Raw genomic sequence first — 22,676 nt, 5'->3', positions numbered from 1 at the left:
AGCCCTTCCCCCCGTCGCCGGAGAGAAGGGCTTTTTATGTGCATTTGTCCCGTGCGGGTCCACGCAAGCGGTTTGCGCGGCGGTGCATACCTTGGGATAGAAACACCCCAAATATGAGTACCCCGATTAACGTCGGCCTGATCGGCTTCGGCCTTTCCGGCCGCTATCTCCAGTCGCCTTTTTTCCGCGCCCACCCCGGCTTTACCGTCGGCCGGATAGTCACCAGCCGCGCCGCTGAAGTAGCCGAGGAGTTCCCCGGCATGGAACCCACCGACGACTTGGAAACCGTGCTGGCCGACCCGGACATAGACCTGGTCAGCATCGCCACCCCCAACGCTACCCACTACGATCTGGCGCGGGCTGCCCTGGAAGCCAACAAGCACGTACTGGTGGACAAACCCGCCTGCGCCACCGCCGCCCAGTTGCGGGAGCTGCGCGACCTGGCCAAGGCTAGGGACCGCCACCTGTTCGTCTTCCAGAACCGCCGGTGGGACAGCGATTTCCTTACCGTAAAGCAGGTGCTCAAGGGGGGAAGCCTGGGCGAACTGGTGGCCTACGAGGCACGCTTCGACCGCTGGAAGCCCGAGCCCAACGCCAAGCCGTGGAAGGAAAAGCCCGGCCCGGCCTCGGGCATGCTGTACGACCTCGGAGCCCACATCCTGGATCAGGCCATCGCCCTATTCGGTCGACCCAAAGACGTCATCGGCGACCAGTGGATGCAGCGCACGGGCTCCGATATCCCGGACGCATTCGACCTGCAACTGGTCTACGGTGGCCCCCTGCGGGTGCGCCTTTCCTGCAGCCTGCTCGTCCGCGAGCCTACGCCCCGCTATCGCCTGCACGGCCGGCAGGGGAGCTTCGTTAAGTTCGGCATCGACATCCAGGAGGACCAGCTTAAGGCGGGCATTCAGCCTGACCACGACCACTTTGGCCAAGAGCCCGCCGAACAACACGGCCTGCTCCATACGACCACCGGCGGAGTAACCGTGCGCGGTCCGGTACAGTCCCTCCCGGGGCGCTGGTACGACCTGTTCGACAACGTATATCAGGTCATCACCCAGGGGGCCCAACCCGGCGTGCCGCTGGATGACATTGTGGCCCAGCTGGAGATATTGGAGTCGGTGCCGGTGCGCAAGTAAGAATAGCACGGCGCGCGCCTATACGAGCTTTCCCTCCTTCCCCAGTTCCCGACGGAGAATTTCGAGGACCAGCTCCTGGTTCACCTCCCGCCGGTCGTCAGCCAGGAGCCGCAGGCAAACTTTCTGGACGACATTATTAATTGTGGCCCCCGTGATTTCGTACTCTTCCGCCAAAATTTCAGGGCGACACGCTTTGTCCAGTACCAGGCGGTCCCCCTCCGGCCAGGCGTTGGCCCAGAGGCGGCGGCGCTCGTCGGCGGAGGGTTGCAGGAAGGGAATGACGGACTGAAAACGGCGCATGAAGGCGTCGTCGATGTTGCTCTTGAAGTTAGAGGCCAGGATGATCAGGCCGTCGTAGGCCTCGACCCGCTGCAGCAGGTAGCTGACCTCCTGGTTGGCGTGGCGGTCATGGGCGTCTTTAGTGGCCGTGCGCTTCCCGAAGAGGGCATCCGCCTCGTCGAAGAAGAGGATCCACTGTTTGTTTTCGGCCTTGGCAAAGAGGGCGGACAGGTTCTTTTCGGTTTCGCCGATGTATTTGGAGACTACCATGGAAAGATCTACGCGGTAGACGTCCTGGCCCGTTCGCTTGCCGAGCAGGCTTGCGGTGAGCGTCTTGCCCGTCCCCGGGGGGCCGTGAAACAGGGTGCGGTAGCCTGGCTTAATCCGTTTCCCCATGCCCCAATCCTGGAGTAGTGTAGTGCCGTGGTCCACCCAGGCAATTACCTCGGCGAGTTGGTCGTGGGTACGCGGCGAAAGGATGAGATCCTCCCACTCCATTTTCGTAGTCAGCCGCTCGGCGGGGAAGCGGGTGCTGAAGTGAGGTTTGGCCTCGTGGCCGGTCAGGATCTTTTCCACCGCATCCGGCTCCGGCAGCAGCTTCCCGCACAATCGCGGTTCTCCCGGCGGGACATCAGCCAGGAGCAGTAGCCGACGTTCGGCCAGGAAGTGATCTCCGCTGAAAAGTGTGCGGGCTTCCATCCGCCAATCCGCGCGGTCGCCAGCCAGCAGGAAGAGGGCGGTTTCCCCCGTTGGGAGGATGCCCCGGTACTGCTCCCCCTTCGTGCCGCCCAGGCGGGGAAAGTCTCCGGCCTCGGTCAGTTGCTCGCGCAGGAGGCGATCCAGCAAGTCGGGGCTGGCGTGGGGCAACAGCGCCAGTAGCCAGGCCACCCGCGCCTCGTCGGTCCAGGGTGCGTCCGGCAGGGGGTAGATCCCCTCGAAGCCTTGACTCCGTCGAAGCAGCCCCCGACGTTCTCTCCCGTCGTCGGATTCGGAGAGCTGGAAGGTCAGGAGATCGCGGAGCAGCGCGTAAATGTTCTGAGTTTGTGCGGCAGTCACGGGGTGTTTATTTTTTGTCCGGACGGTTCTCAAGGGCGGCAGCGGGCAAACACGCTATCTCGGTTAGGGTATCCTCCTCCGACACCCGCACTATTAATTGGCGAAATGGTGAGTCGTTGCGGAGAAGCAAGAAGGCCACATGACTACCCGACTGGTCTTTGTGGAAGGTGCCATCCGGATAGAGACTGGCGTAAAGTTCCGCCAGGGCCAGCCCGAACTTGTCCGCCCCGGAAGCTGACAGTTTTATTCCCGTGAATAGTGAGGTAAACTCCGGAGAATCATTCCGGAAGAGGGGCGACCATAGCACCGCGGGCTGTCCGTGTTCCGGATGAGCGACGATCACCGGCACCTTATAGTAGTTCTCGTAGTTCGTCGTCATCCAGGTCCGGTAGAAGCGGGTTTGCGGCAAATATTCCACCACCGGCGATCCATTCGGCAGCGGCACGAGCTTGTCGACGGGGTCGTACCTCACCCGGTCTACCTGCAGCCGTTCGGGCGGATATCGTTTTTCGAGCATGGCCTGGGTATCGGATGGTGCATTCATAGCGGAAGAACTGTTGGAAGGGGACGTCGGACCGGTACACGCCGCGCAGTTGCCTAAACAGAGGAGAATGGCCAGGCAAAGGCCAAGCGGCAGGCAGATAGTGGTCACGGGTCCATGTGTAAGCCTACGGTAAGACGGTAGGTGACGCCGTCGTGGACCACCGACAGGCTATCGGAATCGAAGGGATGGGCCCATAGGAGGGTCCCGATTTGTTCGTCCGACCAAAAACCGGGGTCTTTGATAATGGTGATGGAAATATTCGCTCCGGTCGGTACGAGGTTGCCCAGGCGCTCGCTTTGCACCAGGGGTGCACCTGCGTTGGTGAAGTGGGTGGCCGTTGTGACCGTTGCCCCCCCGGCCGACCTGATCTTCAGGTAGTGATCATCACCTCCGGCGGCGCTGGAGGTCAGTCGAAGGTGGAGGCGGTTGTGGCGCGTTACCCCCGGCGCAGCGGCGGTCGGGGCGGCCGGAGCATACTCGATCTCGTACGGTACCGGGTCGCCGCCGGAGTCGTCGCGCCGGATGATTTGCAGGTTGCCGGCGTCGTCGGTGTATTCACCCTGGTGCAGGCCGGCATAGTTCCCGGCGGCATCCGTTTGGTTGTTTCTGACCTGGGAAACAATTCGCCCCGGCGCGCCGAGGTCTCGTCGATACTGTTGCTGGGTCCCGCCGGCCGCAAGCGGTTCGGCATGAGCTGGTCCAAATCCGCCGCCGTGTACGGCCGCGTGGCGGCGTTCCGTCAACCAGTGGGTAGTCATTTCCCCCTGTGAAGTGGCCCATTCGTACCCAGGGCGCGGCGCATCGTCCAGGACTTCGGTATCGTTCAGGTCGACGTTGTTGGTGGCAAAACTGTCGATCCACGAGGCGTTATTCCTTCCTGCGTTGATTGTCACGGGTCGGGCGGCATCGGCGGTGATTTCCTGAATAAGGTTGCGGAAGGTCTGCGATCGGCCCATTTCCCGGCCGATCAGGCTGATCATGTCGGCCACATCGGCGGGGGTGCCGTTGATCCGGATGCCTCCGGTGCTGTTGGTTACGTGATTCCAGGCGGTTTGCAGGCGTTGAAATTCTGCTTCGTAAACATCGTTGGTGCCGGCGGCAAGTCCGGTTGCCGCGTTGGGGTAAACATTATAGGTTCCGAAGGCGGTGGGTTCGCGGCGGGAGTCCGCATTGGCGGGGCTGAGGGTGCCGGCAGCGGGTATGGGGGAAACCAGCCTGCGGTGGACGAACCCCGCCACCACCGATCCATCGATCGTTGTACTTACCGCTAACCACCCGTTGGTATTGCCGGTCACCGTTACCCGGGTATTGCGGTTGAGCGAGGTTACGAAGTTGCCGGGGCCATTCGCTGCGGTACTGCGCAGGGCGGCATTCCACCGGGTATCGATTACCCCCTCCCAGGGGAAGGCAACCGCCTGTCGCTGTACGCTGGTGCCGGTGCGGTTGCTCCGGATCGGTACGGCAGCCGCGGGGGCCGGCTTTCGGGGTACGGCGACTTCCCCACCCTGCTGCACCGTATGCGTTAGTTCGTGCGCCAGCAGCCGCTGACCCTGGGCCGTATCCGGATTGTACTCCCCCGAACGGAAGTAGACGTCGTTGCCCCGCGCGAAGGCCCGGGCCCCCAGTTCCCGGTTCATTTCATCGGCGGCCGCGTCGGTATGCACGTTCACGTTCGAGAAATCGCGGCCGAAGCCCGCCTCCATTTGTTGCTGGACGGCACCGTCCAGCGGTCGCCCCGTGCCGGCCCGCCCCCGTAAACGGGCTCCCAGCCCCCGGGGCGCCGCGCTGGCCGCCGTGCGCTTGGTTTGCAGCGGCTCCTCCTCCTCAGTGTCCATCCGCTGCAGCGGCTCCTCTTCCTCGACGGCAGACTGTTGGATCGGTGGCTGCTGAACCGGCTCTTCCTCCTTGAGGGACGATCGTTGGACCCGCGGCCCCGCCCCCTGGTCCCGCTTCTCCTGTATCGCGCGATCCTCTTCCATCCGACTATCGGCCATGGATTGGATGGCGGGCGCTTCGTTCTGCTTTCCTCCGCTTACGACTCGGTTGGCCACGGTATCCGCTTCCCGCTCGTAGCGGTCGTCCGGGGCACCGACGGTCAGCTTGGTCTGTACGGGCGGAGCGGCCGCCAGGGGCTTGAAAAAGGGCTGGTCACCCTCCTGGCTTTCCGGGCGGGGGATGCGAAGGCGACGGGATTGGCGGGTTGCTTTGAAGGACATGGTAGCGCGCTTGATGGTTAATGACGGTGTGACCCTAATGTGTTTCACGGTTGGCGAACTGAATGAGGTCGACAAAGTCGAAGCGGTGAGGCTCCCGGCCCAGCGTAGGTCGCCAGCGGGGGTAGCGCTTGAGGTAGCTCTCGTCGTCGTGCCGCAAAATGGTCAGGAAGCACTCCCCCAGAATGGTGCCCCCTACGGGCCCCAGTGATTCGCCACCGTTGCCGAGTTCCGCGGCTTCGTGGAGCATATAATACCATAGGGGGGTGCCGGCCGTACACAGTTTTTCGGTGAGGGGTACCGAAAGCGGAACGAAACCCAGCCGCATGGCTACCGCCTCCCCGCTCGGCAGTCCGTACCCTACCCCGCGACGGATGTTTCGGAAAGGCAGCGATTGCTCCCGCCGGTCGCTGGATCTGATGAAGGGAAGCCGATGGAAGGACCGCCCGATGAAGGGGTCTATCCGCCGGGCGTACTGCACCCTACCATCGCCGAAGTCGAAGAGGTAGCGCCAGTCCACAAACTCCTTCATGGTGGTGAAGAAGCCGAGCTCCATCAGTTTCTTTTCCGTCTGCTCGTTAATGCGGTTTTCGTCGCGCGTCTGGCTGTGGCCGGTCCGGAAGGCAGCTCCGGTAAATTCGAGTGGCAGTGACCCGGGCCAGGGATAGTGGCGCGCCGGTTCGCGCAGCAACCGGCTGTGGATGCTGGGGTCCAGCATCTTGCCCAGGAACTCGTGCACAATGAGCCAGTGGTAGTGCCAGATCACCTGTCGGCGGGCGAGGGCGAAGGCCGACTGCGGCCCCCCGGTAGCGCGAATGTGGTCGACCATCCGGTTGTGGAATTCGATAAAGAGTACGTGCATCCGGGAGACGATGATGTTCTCATCGTTGCGGCTGTCCCCGATGATGGCCTTATGCTGGGGGTTGCGCTGCAGGTCGCGCCAGCGGTGGTTGCCATCGGTGTATTCCTCGCCCAGGAGCAGCTTGTCGGTATCCCGGGCGTCGTAGTAGAAGTCCTGGGTCTTCTGCCCGTAGAGGCAGTCCAGGTCGAGGTTGATCGTCCGGTCGTTGGCGATTGTGGCCAGCCGGTTCTGCCCCCGCAGTCGGCTGTTGGCGTCGAAGGTAATGTCGTGGGCCAGGAACTGACTGAAGATGGCCACTCCGTTGGTGATCGTCGTGGAGTCCGGGTAGTCGAGGGAACCCCAGTCCATCATCTTCTGGGCGTAGGCCCAGCAGTCGGCGTCGGACAGTTCGAGCGGTTCCAGCTCCGGGAACAGGCGGGTGAAGTGATCCTTCTGGTGGGACTGAAAGTGGGGATTTTGCTGGGACTGCATGGGTAAGTAGTTGGGCGGCGGCGCGCGGGTGCGGGGGAAGGGGGGCAAGAGCCGGGGGCGGGACTAGGGTGGGCATACGCTTAGGGATCCGTCCTGAGACGATTAAGAAAAGTTTTGAAATCGGACGCGATGAAGTACAGGTTATCGTATTCCTCAATGGAGCCTTTACGGTCCTGTGACTCCTGCTCGTGATCCCAGAAGTGTACCGGGCCATTCGTATTGGTCAGCAAAAGGAAGTAATTCCCTCCCGGATCACTGGCTATCGGGATGGCCCCCTGGGGGAATAGGTCCCCCTTGTTCTCTAAGACCTGAGTGATGCCGTAACCCTCGTCTTGGGGGTAATAAGATAAAAATCGCCCCAGGATTACCTCCTTCCAGTGATCCTGGTCCACGTCTACCACCCAGTCTTCCTGGGGGGTACCCCCATTATGCTCCAGCAGAAAGCTGACATACGCTGGGGGAAGGTCACCGTGAACCGCTGACGCCAATCGGTCCAGGGATGCTTCGTTCAACTGGGGGCCTGTATCCTTGAGTTTCATGGTAGTTTCTGTTGTGTAGTTGATGGATTAGGTGCCACTGGTGGATACCCCACCCGCGTGAAAAAACTTATCGTGAATACCCGCGGGTACGAGTTGCATGGTTCTTCCATTTTCGTGGTGGTGCCAGTAGTACCCTTCCGGCGGCTTGTCTCCCCATTCCAATAATTTACCGGCCTTTTCATTGGCTTTTCGGTAGTCGGGGGTACGGCTCTTTGAAAAGCCGTCGATATCTACTGACTTCACTTCCGGGTGGGTGAGGTGGTTGGAGAAATCCGGATACCCCTGATTATTGTACTTCACCCAGGTACCGTCTCTATTCACGTAGGTTACCGATCCATCCCCGTGCTGAATCACCGAACCGCCCTTTTCCTTGACCCACTTATCCCAGTTGGGTGCCGAGTTCCAATCTCCGTGTTTGGGCTTATCCACCAACCCGTTGCGAATGTCTGCGGATAAATCGGTCCCTTCCGGCACCCCTCCCGGCTTGGCTTTCAGAAAGTCTTCATAAGTTCCCGACTCCAGGCCTTCCCGCTTCAGGTGTTCAAACATCTCACGGTCCGAGGGGAAGGGATCGCTATTGATGAAGCAGTACGGATCGGTAAAGCGGCACCACTTCCCGTTCTTCTTTCGCTTGTACTTGTGTCCGTTGGGTAGTTCTATTTCGAGGTCATACTCGGGGTGCTCCAGTTTCTTGACCTTTCCGTCCTTGAAACTGCCTACCTCCACTTCGATATCCTTGGGGGTGAGGTCTTTCCCCTCTTTGGGCTTAGTCGTGTCCAGGTCGACCTTCCCTTCATCCACGCTCCCCTTTGGCTTACCCCCGTCGACTTCCGGGCCGGATTTCGGCGCGTTGGGGTCCACGTCCACCTTACCCGTACCGGGATCAATCCCCTTAGATGCTTTCACCTTTGGCGCAACGACTTTACTGCGCACGAAACTGAATACTCCCTTTACAATACTGCCCACCACTGAAAGAATGATCATGAGGGCGGCCATGGCAATTTCCATGGCAAAGGCAATCACGCTGTCCGACAAGCGGTTATACGCCTGTTTTTTCTCTTCCTCGTCCGTTTTACCCGTTCGCAGGAGCAGCAACTTATGGCCGATGTTGGCCAGCTCCCCCTGAATCATGGCACCGAGCAGTCCGTACCCCACCGCCGCGGCAATCCCCTTCACTACCGGATGCGGTACGAAGGAGGCAATCAGCAGGGGAAGCATTAGGGTCCGGCCGATGATTGTCCAGACGGTGTTATAAATAAGAATTGGAATATCCAGCAGGCGCATCAGGCTGTTCCAGAATTCATCCAGCGAACCGGCGCTCAGGGGTTTGGTTACGATCGCCTTGATATCCTGAAACAATTTGATAACGTCCTTTACGTTCCCTACAATCGGGATGACCATATCCATGAGCAGGGTCAGCAGGATACTGCCCGGATTTGCCTTTACGGCCTCCCACTTCTCCCCCATCATGTGCAAGATCCCGTCACCGATTTCGGACCAGCTCGAGTTGGTCTTGACCTTACCACCCGGGGCGGTAGACCGCTGAACGGTTGTCGGGGCGGCATCTTTCACGGGGGTCGGACCACCCGTTTGGTCACTACCAACAATTCGGGCCACTTGCGCGGGAAACTGACTTTCGGACTGCAACATATCCGGCAGCAGACGCATCATCAGGTCGTTCAGGTAGGGCGTGGGATTGGCCAAGAATTTCCTGAGAAATAGCAACACCTTACCCAGGCCGACGATACCGTTGATGATGGTATCAATGGCGAAACTCATCACGCGCCCGATGAACTTGCGGACGGTATTGAAAGCATCCCGGACCAGGGTTTTGACCCTGGTCACCAGCGCCGTTCCGACCTCACGGATGGAATTCCATAAGCTGGTAAAAGTGCCCATAAGGCTCCGGATCGCGGATTGGAGGGCGGATGGCAGCTTCGTGAAGGCCCAGTGGTTGGTAATGCCGTTGATCTTATCGAAGATGCCCCCCACGAAGCTGCTGATCGCATCCCACAGGCTGGTGACCTGATTGATGAGTCCCTCCCCCATGATCTGAAACAGGTTCCAGACGAACTGCACCTGCCCGGTTAGGCCGTTCCAGAACATCTGGATTACCTCACCATTCATATTCATGATCGCATTGCCGATCATGCTCAAGGGGCTTTTTACGAAGGAAAGAATGTTGCTCAGTATGGTCTTGAAGTATTCAATTCCCTTGCTGGCGAAGGATTTTAGGGAGTTCCATTTGTCCTTCACCCATTTTTTTCCGGCATTGAGAATGGATACGGCTCTATCGTAGATCCACATTACGGCATCTACCGCCTTGTCCTTTACCCAGACCGCTCCGCCGTAGGCTTTGCCGGCAGCCCATTTGGCGCCATCCCAGGCCGCGCTGGCTCCGGAAGACACCTTGTCCCCTACCCATCCGGCCGCGTCAGTTGCGAAGTCGTACCAGGCACGCTGGACCACTCCTCCGGTCCGGCGCTGGACTTGCCCTCCATCAGGGCGGGCGGGACTTCCCCCCTGCTGCACCGTATGCGTCAACTCATGCGCCAGCAGCCGCTGCCCGCCGGTGCTGTCCGGATCGTACTTCCCCGAGTTAAAATAAATGTCGGAGCCGTGGGTAAAGGCTTGGGCGCCGATCTGGTCGCTGAGCGCCGCCGCGTGGCTGCCAGTGTGCACCCTTACCCCCGAGAAATCCGCCCCGATGGCCGATTCCATGCTACTGCGGGTGGTCGCCGGAAGCTGGGCTCCCCCACCCTTACTGGCCCGCAGCTGGCCCGAAAAATCGTCGGAGGCGGTGAAGCTGCCATCGCCCGAGCGCCGCAGGAGGGGTTGCAGCCGCTCTTCCACGGCACAGTGACTGCACTTGCGCTGCAGCCCCGCCGGCATACCCAAACCCATCGGATATCGCCGAATGTGGGCTTCCGCTTCCCCGGTGCAGGGTGCACACTTACGCTGGACGCTCTCTTCTTCCGCCGCGCAGGCCGCGCATTTGCGCTGTACCTCCCCGTCGTCCGCCGCCCCACTCTCGAAGATGGGTTTGCGTTGCAGCCCCCCCTCCTCGACATCGGTCTCCCTGGGTTCTTCCGGCTCCGGTTCCGGTTTTCGCTGTATGCGGGAGATCGGTATGACTACCGCGAGGGGCTGCTTCCGTACGGCCGGCGGAGACTGACTGCCAGCCTGATCTGTTTGGCATTTATTGTTATTACCTGGCTCCCGCGCGCCGCCGCCCTCGTGGGTCGCCAGTCGCTGTACCACCCGGTCCGCCACCGCATCCGCCTCCCGCTCGTAGCCGTCGTTGGGGGCTCCTACCTTCAACTTCGGCTGGAAGAACGGCTGGTTCCGGGCCACATCACCCCGCTCCTGCTGCCCCCCCCGGGGGGAGAAGAATGGTGCGTGGTCGGATTTCCGTTGAATCCGCGATACGCTGTGGGTGGTATGGTCGGCGGCGATCTTCATCTACCATTCGACCTTGATGATGCGTTCGTGCCAGGGCAGCAGTACCTGACTGATTCCCCAGGGGAGCTGACCCAGCAGGATATCCTGGGCCTTGCGTTCCACCGTGATTTTCCAAACGTTTTCCTGCTTTTCCAGTCGGCCTTCCCGGGCAAAGAAGCCTTCCCGCAGGCCGGCCGGACTGGCCTTACCCAGGGCCGTCCAGTGACCGATCACGGCCCGCAGTACTTCGTCCGCCTCGTGGCATTCGGTAGCGGTGAGGGGCTCCGTCAGCTGCACCCCCGCCCCGGTAACCGGCCAGCCACAGAGCAGTTTCGACAACTGCATTTCCTCCTCCCGCCCCGCCGGATCGCCGGTCGCCAGGTAGTGGGTCAGGAAGACCGCCCGCTGCCGCGCCAACGCATCCGCGAAGGCCTCCTCCTGCCAGTACCCGAGGGCGGTAAACAACGGGGCCAGAAAGGGATGGGCAAGCACCACCCCCGCGTGATCGAGGTAAAAATAGGTGCCCACGGGCTCCGGTGTGGCCTCCGGTTCCCGGGCCGGATCATTATCGGTAGCGGCACGCTGCAGGGTCGGCGGGGGGGACGCCCCGGGGTTCCGGTGTCCTGCCTGACCTAATGGGGCTTCAGCTTTCGGGGGTACAGCGTCGCGGACGGACGCACGGCGTTCATCCGGAGTGTCCGGGCTTTTTCGGTCGGTCGGTTCTTGGTCTGGCGACCGCGGTTCTGCTTTGTGATCGGCTGCTCCGGTGCTCCTGATTATTTCTTTGTACGGGTCACGACCGTCTCTGGCCCACTGGTCAGCCCTCTCTCCGGTCCCTTTTCCGGAAGTGCCCGGCGTAGGTCCAAAGTCCCCTTCCAATTCCGCTGGTCGATCGCGGGTGCCGCTATCTTTCCGCTGCGGTCCCTTGCTTTCACCTGCCTTCTTTTTGGCGGGCCGCCCATCAGCCTTCCGGGGCATGTCCAGGGTGGTAAATAGTTTATTTCGCAAGGCCGGAGGCCACTTTATAAATTCGGGGTATACCGCTGCCAGTGCACTGGCGAGCACGTCCTCCGCGGCCATATCCTCGCGCTGGTTTCCGAGAACTGTCCACCAGAAGTACCCTTTCCCGGACTGGATCCACGCGCGCTTCTCTATCGGGTAACCAAGTGAAGGAAGATTGGCAACATCGAAAAGCGCACCTGCCGCCACCCACTTTGCCCAGGCGGCCGCCGCAGGTGGGAACCTTTGCAATAGCGCGCCAAAGGCAGGCTCGTGGCGGGGATCCAAAACCAGTCGGCGGACCGCCACCCGATCCCGCGCCATCAGTTCCCGGAGCATTCGCCGTGACTCCTGCGCGCTCGGGGTGATGAGCCGTTCCGTCAGTTCCGCCGCCCATTCCTCCGGGGGTGGAAACGATCCGGCCCACCAGGGCAGGTGTCCGGTGCTCAGGAAATGGAGCCAGGCGGCGTAGGGGCGGTCGGTTGCCGCGGGTGCCATTCGGTCGGAGGCTTCCAGAGCCGGCAACGGTAGCTTCCCCGTCCGTTGGGATTCCCTGGCCTTCCCCGCCGCAAGTTGCTCCTTCAGGCTTGACCGCAGGGCGCCCAGCAGCCGATCGAGCAGGGCCGCCCGCGATCCGGGGAGATCCAGGTCGAGGGTCCGGAACCACCCCAGGTCCAGGTTCAGCCGGTCCATCCGCCAGCGTTCTCCCCGGGGGATGAGCTCGTCGCACACGGCCTCCATCGCCGGCAGGGCGCTCCCCCGCAGCCAGTCGGTATAGGCCTGCTGGGTGGCGTAATCGCCCCGGTCGGTTACTACGTCCAAAGTGACGCGCTCAATAATGTGGTCGTCAGCCTTTCTCATTCGCGCGGAGTTGATTGCCGATATATCCCAGGCGCTTGCGGTCGATGCCGGTGTAGAGCTCGCTGACCTTCCAATTTTTAAAGACCTGGTCTCCAGTGATCCCTAACGCGGTCAGGGTTTGCTTCAGAGAGTTCATCAGCTTTTCCTGGTCGTCGGTCAGTTCCTCTCCCTTCCCGGCCAGCGCCAGCTTATCGAGAAAACTGGTGGCCACGAGCATTGCGGCCTTACGTATGAAGACCGCCTGCTCTGCCTCTTCGGTATGGAGTCGGGTAAGGGCGGTCAGGGCGGGATCCAGTCCACGGTCCGGCTGGACATCCGTAATGGAATCGCTGACGTATTCCTGGGTCTTGCCGTAGGCCTCCCCCTTCACCGTCGTTTCGGTCTCTGCCACGCCCAGGCCCTCCAGGGTCTCCTCCCGGGTACTGCGGCGGGTATTCAGGACGATGGCCAAGGCCGGGGGCGTAGTATTACCGGCGGGGGGTGCCACTACGTCATCGCCGGGCTTGGGCGGCAGGATAAAGGTGTGCCGTGCGGTACAGTCCCCCGCCGTGGCGATGAGGGAAAGGCCATCGATCTGACCGGCAATGTCCTCCGGTACCCGCAGCGACTGTTCGGTGGCATCGTAGGTGACGCCCGCCGGTGGATTGTCGAGACTTACCCTGGCGTTGGACGGGGAGATTTCAAAACGGAGGTCGTAGCGACAGTAACGCACGTCGTCCACCGTTTCCCGGCCCGCGAAGTTGACGTTCATCCGAATCCATTCCGGCTGCCGGCTCACGGTGAATGCCTGGTTAACGCTGCGGTCCCCTTTCCGGTAGGTGGCCACCAGTTCCAGGGTGGCGTCCGCCAGTTGGGCCGGCGTGAGCCCCTCGAAAGCAACGCCCTGGGTAAGCGTATGTATCCGCACGGCGTTGCCAATTTCTACGTTGTCCGCCGTGGCGACGGTCAGGTCGCCACCGGTCTCGTTCACCGTGACCGAGAGCCCCAGTTCCGCCAGTAATTGTTTCAGGGTGGTACAGGCTTCCGTACGCACCTCCAGGGTCAGAGGCTCCGGCGGCAAAGGCGTAGTTGCCTGCAGGTTGACCGCACCCGCTCCGCAGCAGAGGTAGGGCAGGCAGAAATCCGCTACGACCTCCTTACGGCGAAAGCTTTCCGGGTTGATCTGCAACCGGCGGGCGTAGGTGATCAGGTCGGCATCGGAACTATTGGCAAAGGCGCCGGACGAAGCATCTGTGTACCGCCGCAGGATCTGGATCAGTCCCTCCCGGTCGAAGCTGGACTTGTGTACCAGCACGAAAGTCCCTCCACGGGGTACGCCCCCCCAGTGGACCAATCCGGGGTGCAGCCGGGAAAAGCCGGCCAGGTAGCACCGTCTCCACAGACTCTCCCGGTACCGCACCTCCTCGATGGCGGCTTCCCGGATGCACTCGGCCAACTCTAGATCCAGGTACGGTAAGGGATCGTCGGAGTCCCTCTTGGCCCGCATTTCCTCGAGGAGGCGTACCAACTCCCGGTAGACCTGCACGAAGGTGTCCAGTCGCTGGGAGGTGAGCGTAGCCGGGAGAGGAGCACAAAAATCGACGGGCCCCTTTAGTTCTTCCCAGTCGTTAATCGTCGTCAGGTGGGGGTGGGCGTGCAGGAACTCGACCACGGACCGGCAGCGCTGCAGGGCGGGATCGTCCGGGTCGCTCCCGTCGGTCTTTGCCCCACCGGCGAGCGGAATGAGGGTGCCGAGAATATCGTTCCGGACATTCTTGTACCAGTTGTCACGATCCGACCCGGTGATGACCTCCAGCCGTTTCTCCTCATCGGGTTCGTCCAGGGAGACGTCTACCACATCGAAGGCCAGGTTCAGGCAGTCCCGCAACTCTTCGATGCGGGCCCGGACGCCACCCTCGCGGAGGTTGTCGGGATTGTCCCCAAGTGTGTTTTGCCTGAGCGGGTGGCCCAGGTGCCCCTCAATGCGGTAAAAATCCCAGTTTTCCGGTCGGTACAGCAGGGGGTGTTCGACAGAATGCGCCACGTAGCGGTAGGCCGCTATCGTAGGCTGTACCCCTACCCGCCAGTCGTCCATAACGTCGGGGTGGTAGTAGAAGGGCAGGGCGTTCCCCTTCAGGAAGGGAAAGCGGCGGTCCCCGGGCGTGATCCGCGGATCGAATAATGCCTCCCGCTTCCAGGTGGAGAAAAAGAGGTGGCCCTCCTCCACCAGGCGTTGCATCCGGACGAGGTACTGCTGCCCCTCATCCAGCAGGGTACGCCGTTCCTCCCCGTTATCCGGCAAGATGCGCCCGGTCCGGCAGGGGTCGGCGGCCTCGGCCTCGTCGGAGATCAGGGCCCGCCCCCCCGACTCGCCGTCGAAGTAAATGGTCCGCAATTCCAGGTGGCGGGAAAAGGCACAGCGAGTGGCCCCGGTGGCGCTCTCCTCGGTATTGCCCAGGGTGATGGTTTGCCCCTGCAGCAGCCGGTAGAAGGCCGCATAAGCCAGGATCAGGTCTTCGTGGTAGGTGTAGAGGTACTGGATGTCGGTGCATTCACCGCCGGGGTCAGCGGGATATACCTCCTCCGTCAGCCGCCCCAGTACCGCCTGGGTAGCCGCGTAGAGGGCCGTGTCCGCAGCATCGGGTTGGGTGCCCCCAGGTGCATTCAGCAGCCGGGCCGCGGCGCCGTAGGCGAGGGCCAGTTCCTCCCGGATGCCCACACAGGCAGCTCGGTAGCTTTGGTAGAGATCCTCCCAGTTCCGGATGCGGCAGAGCTTTATCTCTTGCTCTACCAGCCCGAAGGCGGGCAGTCGGGGCACCTCGGGCAGATCGATCTTTACCACCTCCGCTTCCGGCCCGTCCTCCCGGTCCTCCATCGGTACCAGAACGGCGTGATACTGCCCCACCTGGTCGGCCCCCGCCGCCTCGCAATCGCTGAAGCAGGAGGCCCGCGCTTCCTGGGCCTCCCGATACAGGTATAGCAGACAGTAACGGCCCGCCGGAATTACGGCCCCCTCCGCGGCGTCCGGCACGAGCCGCTGCCAATTCTCCCGCAGGGCCACTACTTCCCCTGGAGCCCCCAACTCGTAGTTCCCGCCGCCGCCGGAGATCTTGTCAAGCAGCGTATAGTAGTCATCACAGCCGCCCACCCGCTGCTCCGGACTTACTCCCAGGCTATTTGCCCCCCGGAAGTGGGTGAAGGCGCACTCGTCGAGGTCAAAGGCGTAACCGTCCGAACTCACTCCAAATCCCCGGCCAACGACCAGGGCTCCGCGATCCTCATCCCACCGCACCGAGAAGCCCTCGACGATCCCCAGCCCGACGTTGAAAATGCGATTTTGCCGCAGCTGGGCGAAAACGGCGCTGACCAGATTGTTCAGATCCCGGGCGCGCAGTACCTGGTGCTCGCTGAATAGCGGCAGGGAGTGGGAGGAGTTATTGTTGATTACCAAGGCCATGGTTCGCGATTTTCGGATTTACGATAATTGGGTGCTGCCGAGCAAAACGGCCCCCGGATCGGTCACTCCTCCCGCCTCGCAGTCATCGGACTGCAGCCGGGCGGGCGGGTACACGGAGGTCATGCCATCCAGGAAGTCGATCAGGTCTTTCTGAGCATCGCTGCGGTCGCAGGCGTCCTCCCAGCCGAGCGTCTGGAGCCACCTTCGGTAGCGGAGGGTGAAATCCCGCATCTGTTTTGGGTCCAGCCAGCAGATCTTGAGGGCCACGTGGGCCGGGGCCTCCCGGCGCAGGGTATCGGCGAAGAAGGCCCGGAAGTTGATATTCTGAAAGCGGTACGGCCAGTACGGCAGCACGATGGTTGCCCAGTAGGAATAGGGGTCGGCCCCCGGTACGTAGGGCAGTTCCGGCAACGGCTCGGGCTGGCCGGATAGACCGGTTTTGGGGGCGTTCAACTCCTCCGCCGCGGGACTGGGTGCCCACTGGTCGCGGTTCGGACACCCTTCCGGCGTTTCTTCCGGTGGCGGCGGCGGGGCGGGACAGATATTCGGAATGGTCGCATCACCCACCACCCGGGGCCGGAGCAGCAGGTGCTCCACGAGTCGCATCCCTTCCCCGTTGACGCGGGCCAGTACGCCCTGCCGGGCCTCTTCCAGCGTGGTAACTCCGGGGTAGCGGCGGGGGTGCTCGGCCAGCACGTGGTCCGGGCGGGTCAGTTCGATGCCAAACAGGTTGCAGTCGGCCAGCTGGATCCGCTGGTAGTTCCGCCGATCCGCCAGTAGTCGCAGGAAACAGCGGTAGGCCGACCAGGCTGCTTCCGGTGAACCGAATTCCTCACTGCTTTCCCAGATGACCTCGCCGGGCATCATCACCTGTAGTTCCAGCAGCCCGTTGAACAGGGTGGTTTCGGCTTCCTCCCACTGGGGCGCGGACGCGGGTTCCAGGTCCGCGGGAAGGCAGGGGGAATCCGAGGGCCGTTGGAAATCCGGCACCTTTCCGGCACTGTAGCACATGAAGCCGTATGCCTCCCGAAATACGTAAATCGGGAATTGTCTCGCCAGCGCGATGCGCTCCCGCGCGGCGGCGGCGAGCGTCTCCCGCACGAAGCTTTGTTGGCTCTCCAGCACCACCGAGCCGTCGTCGTCGAGGACTTCTAGGCGGTACTGCATATTGCCTTCCGCGTCGGGTTCCGTCTTGCGGGGTTGGTAGTAGTCAGGTTCCCTGGCGTAGCCGAGCAGGGCGATCATCTGCTCCTTCCAGTATGCATTAGCCTTTTCAGGATCTTCAAAGCGGGCGGTAGCCAACCAGTGAATGGTACCGTCGGCCGCGCGCAGGGCCGGCCGGTATACTCCGGCGCCGAAGCTCACGCACTGCTGGTACGGTTGCTCCTCCTTGTCCAGCCGGCAGTTCCCGTATTGGTTCAGCCAGTTCATCAGGGCTTCCCGTTCGGCTGAGGTGTGGCTCTCGCGGGGATTGCGGGCAACGCGGTAACCGGGCTTGACAACGCGAAATCCGTGGCAGCAGTCCGCGGCCCCGTCCAGAAAGTCATAGTAGTTACGGGCATCGGTGCCGTAGAGCAGGAAGGTTTCAAGTCCCTCCCCCCACGCCCGGGGGCAAAGCGGGTCGACGTCCGCCACCTCCGGGCAATCGGACAGTACGGGCCAGGAATCTTCGCCGATGGTGTAGCGAGGGTGGTGATAGGTGGCCGGACAGATTACCCAGCAGGGCGTTTCCGTATTAATTACCGGGGCGGCGTCGGCGTAGGTCACCGCGGCTTCCAGCAGCGTTTCGATGATTTCCAGACGGAAGATGCCGGCCTCGGGCCGATCATCGGTGCGGTAGTTAGGTGGAAAACGGAGGAGTTCGAGCAACACCCCAAAAGCCCGTCGGGCCTCCAGGCGGCTGGAATAGAAACGGGTACTCCGCAGCCACTCCGCAGTTCCCCCGGGCTCGATCAGGTGATAGCGCCAGCCCCGTCCGGCCACATACCGAAACGGGTAGTGCAGCGCGTAGTCCTGCCAGCCCCGCCGCGTTGTGCCAGCGTCTTCGGGACCCGGCGAGTAGACCAGGGGCCACCCGGTCTTCCCGTGAAGGACGAGGTAGGGTGCCGTACTGAAGGGTCCCGGACGGTAATCGGTAAAGGGTCCGGCTGCCTCCGGCCAGCAGTTCCGGTAGTGCGCATCCAGGAATGAGCCCAGGGACACCGAGGCGTAGTTTTTGGCCTTGCCGGCGACCGCCAGGAGCTCCGGCAGGTCCGCTTCAAAACCGGCCAGGGCCTCTGCTTCACTGGCGAAGGAGCGGACGCTGCGCAGGGGCGGCAGTCCGTTGACCGACCATGCGTAGTGGTAGCGTGCCAGGCCGGTGGTCCCCGGCGCTTGGTCTGCGAATGGAACCTGCGTCCCCGCCACAGAGAACTCCACGTATTCCAGTTCCCCCCGCTGGCTGGCCCCCTGAATTTCTTCCACCAGCGCGTCCCGCTCCGCGGCCGGACACAGCGCCAGGGGGTGTTCCGCCACCGCCGCGGCCGCCGACAGCCGGTATGCACTCAGGATGCAATCCGCGCCCGCGGCAGTAGGTTCCTCCGCCTCATCGTTGGTGCAGCAAACCGGAATGCTCTTGCAGTGGACGTACAGTTCATCCTCCATGGTAAAGCCGCTTTCCCCCCGTTCACAGCGCCCGAAATACGCTTCCAGATAGGCCCGTGCATCGTTGCGCACCCGGTCCCGCTCGGCCATCGTCGGGTATTCCCGGGGGTGCTCGGCGATGGGTTCACCCCCTTCACTTACCCCGAAGCTGTACCACTCCCCGTTGGTCCAGTCGGCCAGCGCGACCCCCGATCGCAGCAGGGCCAGCAGCTTCTTGACGGCGGCCTTGGCAGCCACCGGCGTATCCCAATCGGCCCCCATACTCGACAGCAGGGTGCCACAGCAGCCGCTGCAGTCCTCCCAGTCGAGGCAGTAGGTCCACCGGTATTCCCGGTAGCCGATGCGGCACGCCAGGGTGTTTTCCTGCACGTGGGCCATGACCCGATCCCGCAAATCCCGGGCCGTTTCTTCCGGGTAGAATTCCGGGTGGCGGGCCACTACCCCCCGTTCGTCCACCACATCGAAGGAGAACAGGCAGCCGTCGGGATCAGGTCGGTCACGGTAGTTATCCGGTTCTCCAGCCAGTTTGGTCAGGGCCAGGAATGCCAGATCGGTCGCCGTTTCGTCGGGGTAATTTTCGGTACCGTGCAGCACTTCCCGCCCCTCCAAATAGAGGTGATACGACCACGTACCGGGCAACTTTTCCACGCCCTCTCCCCCCGGTATGCCCAGTCCGATCCACTCCCGCAGCTTGGTACGGGCCGCGTAGGCCGCCACCTCCGTGGCGAAGGGGCCACTACCCGCCAGCAATAACCCATCGGCGCGTTCTACCTCCAGCCACCAGGTTTGGTCTTCCCGCTCACGGGTCCGCCAGTAGGCGGTGGTTAGGAGATCCTTACGTACCAATCGCCAGTGGGCGGCGGCATTTTCAGCGTCGGCGAAGGGTACTTCCCCGCGCAGGGTGGCCCCACTTTCGCCGGCGGTGAGGCACCAGACGAAGCGATCCGCCGCCTGCCGCAAGCGGTAGTCAAATTGCCGGCCGGAGAAGAAGGTCTGCACCTTGTCCCGGGTGCCGTCTCGCTCGGCTTCCGTAGCGTAGGTCAGGGGATGTACACCCACCTCTTCCCCCCCGCTTCCGACTACCGTGAAGCCATACCGGCCCTCGGCCGTGTTACGGTACGCCTTGGGGTCGCGGGCGGCCCGCATCAGGTGCAGCCCCGCCACCTCCGCCGTACGGGGATCGGAAAAGTGTCCGGGGGTACGGAGCCACACCGTCCCGTCGGGGCCGAGGAGCGAAAAGAAAAAGCCCTGCCGTTCGCCCTTCAGTCGCAGCCGGAGGCCGGGACAGTCGGGCAACAGCGCGGCGTGGTAGCTGATCAGTTGTTCCCGCAGGGCCTTGCGGGCTTCGGTGGAGTCGGTGATGGTGGTGGAAAGCGCCGAGGTCGATCCGGCCTTCACTTTAAGGCCGTATTCCCGCTGTTTACCACGGCTTACGTTGGTGATCTTCGCCGCCCCCCGCCGAATGCCATCCCTTAGCGCCCTTCCCGCCCGCAGGGCCTCACCGCGTGAGGGGTAGTCCGCCGCACTCCGCCAGAAGGGAATGATGTCCGCCACCCCCTTACTGTATTCTTCTCCGTGCAGTTCGAAACCGTATTCATCAGACGCTGTCCGGTGGGCCACCACGTGCAGAGACAACACCTCACCGAAAAAGGCCTGGACACAGGCCAGGTGCTCGTCCCGGGCATCGGCACTGGGGTGGGTGACCGGAAAATCAGCCAAGGGCAAGCCCTCCTCGTCCACGAGCTGGTAGCGGTAGATTCCTTCCTCCGGGCAATCCATCCGGCGGTAGGCGGCGGGTTGGGCCAGCCGTTGTAAGAGGCGGTCAGCGAGCCCCTCCCGGTCCGTGGTCAGGGGATAGGCCCAATGGGTGCGCAGCACTACACGACCCCGGTGGTCGTACCAAACCAGGCGCATTTGCTGATCCCGCAGGTGGACGGAGAAGGGGTTGAGGTCCTTTGGCCCGCCGTCCCGCAGGCCCATCAGGGATCCGACGCGCTGCTCCAGCCCGGAACGGTTGTCGGGGAGGTCGGGATGCCGGTAGTCGAAACCCTTGCCCCGTTCGCGGCTGATCCGCGGGTAATCGGCCAGGAAGGCCTCCTTATCACCAATAATGCGGTTGGGATCGGGGGCCTCCCGGTTCAGGGCGTACATGAGGAGTACGTAGTCCGTGAACTGCTCGTTGAAGCGCGCCAGCAGGTGGTCGAGGACGAGGTTGCGGTTGCGGGCGAATTCGTGGGGCCGCTCGGTGATCCCGTCCAGGATCCTGCCGTAGTCAGTCGTCCCATCGAGGATGGTAAAGGTGTAGCGGTGGTCGGCCGGGTAGTTGTCCGACCGGTAGTTCTCCGCCAGCCCCCCCTGGTAGATCAACTGCAACACAACGCGTTCCCCGGCCTCCAGGGCCGAAGCCTCCAGCTGGTAGTCCTCCTCGCCCCGGAGCAGGGGCCGGCCGAGGGCATCGTCGAGAGCGAAGTGGAAGGTCCCATCCGCGGCTTCCTCCACGCGCAGGCGCGACCGCAGGGTGTCCAGGCTCATGGCCTGGAAAGTATTGACGAGAGAGGCCACGGCCTGGTCGCGGTTCAAGGGGTGGTCGTAGTAGACCAGGCTGCGGACGAGTGCCGGTGTAGCCCCGGTTCGCGGCGTAGTATTCGGCGGAAACCGCAGCAGATCCGCTCCTCCCGGGGCTCCCGCTACCGGCTGGGCGAAGAGGGTCTTATTCGTCCCGGGCAGCCAGGAATAGATGGACCGCGTGTGGAAGAGCTGGGCGCAGTAGTTGGCCAGAAACTGATCGAAGAAGGTAAGGAAACCCCGCAGCTGCAGCACCTGGGCCTTACGGGCGGCGGGGGCTTCGGCGGACAGGTCCCCCTCCCCCACCCCGTAGGTGACGGGCAGCTCATGCTGGATGGAGTAGTAGTCGATCAGGTCACCCCGGTGCTTGCCGTAGGGAATGGCCACGTCCAACTCGGCGTGGGCGTAGGTGGTCTTGCGGTAGTCGCCCAGCCGCTGGCGGAAACGGTTGATGACAGCCGCCGCATCGAAGGGTACCAGCAGTGGCCCCTTGTGGATGGTGTATTTCCCCCTTTCGGGTGCGAACAGGGGCCGGTGGTCCGGCGTGAGGGGCAGTACCCAGTCCGCTCCGGTGGGCGTCTCGCGCGCGTCCAGAAAACTGGCCAGTTTGAGTTCCCGAATGGCCCGCACGCCCGCCACGTTCATGATTACCCGGTACAGGTCCGAAGCCCGCAACACCGTGGGGCGGTGCAGTTGCTCGAGCTGCTCGGTATCCACGAAGCCGTGGCTGAGGGCCGCGAGACCGTATTCGGCGGCGTAGGCGGGCAGGTAAGGGCGACCGCGAAAGATGGCCTCGATGGGCCGGCCCTCCGCCAGCAGGCTTTTCAGGCTGGCGAAGCGGACACGGGGAGAAATGAAGTTTTCAATGGCGGTGAAGACCTCCCCCAGCACCGTAGCGGGGTCGGCCTTCGGATCCAGGTCGAGGTCGAGGCAGAAGCCGATTTCCTCGTCCCGCAGGACGGCGATCTCCACGAAGTCTTCACACAGGTTGCGGTGGGCATGGAGGCGGCGCCCCACCTCCGCCAGGGTGGCCCCGAAGGTATTGGTGGGCCCGCTACAGGCTTCGGTCGCCGCCGTCAGCCGGGGGTCAATATCCAGCAAGACCCGGTACAAGCCCTTGAGGCGCAGCGCAGCCTCTTGTTCCCCCGCCGGGATGCGGGTATGCAAGGGCCGGGGGGCGCAGTTTTCCTGGGTAGGAACCCGATAGGCCAGGGGCACCTCCTGTTCCTCCACCTTTTCGATCCAGGCGTTGCGGACCCCGGGGACATCGACCAGCATCTTCCGGTAGTCGAGCAGGGTGACCGGATTATTGGTGAGGATCTCCGCCGGGGTGAAGAAGTTGCCGTCCGGTTCCCCCTTCATCGCGGGAGCGAACAGCTGGGCCTCGCCCAGGCTGGTCCGGTAGCCCAGGTCGGTCAGGGCGTAGCAGAGCAGTTCCAGCAGCGTGATGCCGGGGTCGTGGAGGTTGTGGTCCGTCCACAGGTCACTCGACAGGGCGGCGATGTGCGCAATGCCCAACTCGCGCAGCGCCCGGAAATCCGGCACCTCCGCGAAGCGGGGGTCGTCCTTGAGAATATGCTGGGCCAGATGGGTGGACATGGGAAAGAGGAGAAAGGGTTAGGAGTGTT

Annotated in this window: 10 protein-coding genes; 1 reads left to right on the top strand and 9 read right to left on the bottom strand. The window is 62.7% G+C overall.

What is annotated here, in order from left to right:
• Positions 1-113: 113 nt before the first annotated feature.
• Positions 114-1,139 (top strand): Gfo/Idh/MocA family oxidoreductase, encoded by a 1,026-nt coding sequence (locus tag CGL56_RS17325; RefSeq protein ID WP_099107848.1) that lies wholly within the window; start codon positions 114-116, stop codon positions 1,137-1,139.
• Between the two features lie 18 nt (positions 1,140-1,157).
• On the opposite strand, the gene CGL56_RS17320 is transcribed toward CGL56_RS17325, so the two are convergent.
• From CGL56_RS17320 to CGL56_RS17280, 9 genes are all read right to left on the bottom strand, one after another.
• Positions 1,158-2,474, bottom strand: coding sequence for an ATP-binding protein (locus tag CGL56_RS17320; protein WP_099107847.1), 1,317 nt, complete (start codon positions 2,472-2,474; stop codon positions 1,158-1,160).
• A 7-nt stretch (positions 2,475-2,481) separates the two neighbouring features.
• The gene (locus CGL56_RS17315; protein ID WP_099107846.1) at positions 2,482-3,018 is read right to left on the bottom strand and encodes a hypothetical protein; all 537 of its coding nucleotides are present in this window, start codon (positions 3,016-3,018) and stop codon (positions 2,482-2,484) included.
• Between the two features lie 104 nt (positions 3,019-3,122).
• Positions 3,123-5,234: an eCIS core domain-containing protein gene (locus CGL56_RS17310; protein ID WP_099107845.1), complete on the bottom strand. Its 2,112-nt coding sequence runs from the start codon at positions 5,232-5,234 to the stop codon at positions 3,123-3,125.
• A gap of 34 nt (positions 5,235-5,268) precedes the next feature.
• Positions 5,269-6,564, bottom strand: coding sequence for a peroxidase family protein (locus CGL56_RS17305; protein ID WP_099107844.1), 1,296 nt, complete (start codon positions 6,562-6,564; stop codon positions 5,269-5,271).
• 80 nt (positions 6,565-6,644) lie between these two features.
• Positions 6,645-7,103, bottom strand: coding sequence for an SMI1/KNR4 family protein (locus tag CGL56_RS17300; protein WP_099107843.1), 459 nt, complete (start codon positions 7,101-7,103; stop codon positions 6,645-6,647).
• Positions 7,104-7,130: 27 nt separating this feature from the next.
• Positions 7,131-9,995: an eCIS core domain-containing protein gene (locus CGL56_RS17295; RefSeq protein ID WP_262490640.1), complete on the bottom strand. Its 2,865-nt coding sequence runs from the start codon at positions 9,993-9,995 to the stop codon at positions 7,131-7,133.
• 570 nt (positions 9,996-10,565) lie between these two features.
• Positions 10,566-12,404 (bottom strand): contractile injection system tape measure protein, encoded by a 1,839-nt coding sequence (locus tag CGL56_RS17290; RefSeq protein WP_099107841.1) that lies wholly within the window; start codon positions 12,402-12,404, stop codon positions 10,566-10,568.
• Positions 12,391-15,840, bottom strand: coding sequence for a hypothetical protein (locus CGL56_RS17285; protein WP_099107840.1), 3,450 nt, complete (start codon positions 15,838-15,840; stop codon positions 12,391-12,393). Before CGL56_RS17285 ends, CGL56_RS17290 begins: the two co-directional genes overlap by 14 nt.
• Positions 15,841-15,858: 18 nt before the next feature.
• Positions 15,859-22,647 (bottom strand): hypothetical protein, encoded by a 6,789-nt coding sequence (locus tag CGL56_RS17280; RefSeq protein WP_099107839.1) that lies wholly within the window; start codon positions 22,645-22,647, stop codon positions 15,859-15,861.
• Between the last annotated feature and the right edge of the window lie 29 nt (positions 22,648-22,676).

It is taken from the genome of Neolewinella marina, assembly GCF_002631205.1.
GTDB classification, from domain to species: Bacteria; Bacteroidota; Bacteroidia; order Chitinophagales; family Saprospiraceae; genus Neolewinella; species Neolewinella marina.
Note: the sequence above shows the minus strand (reverse complement) of the source record. Positions and strands in the feature narration are given on the sequence as shown.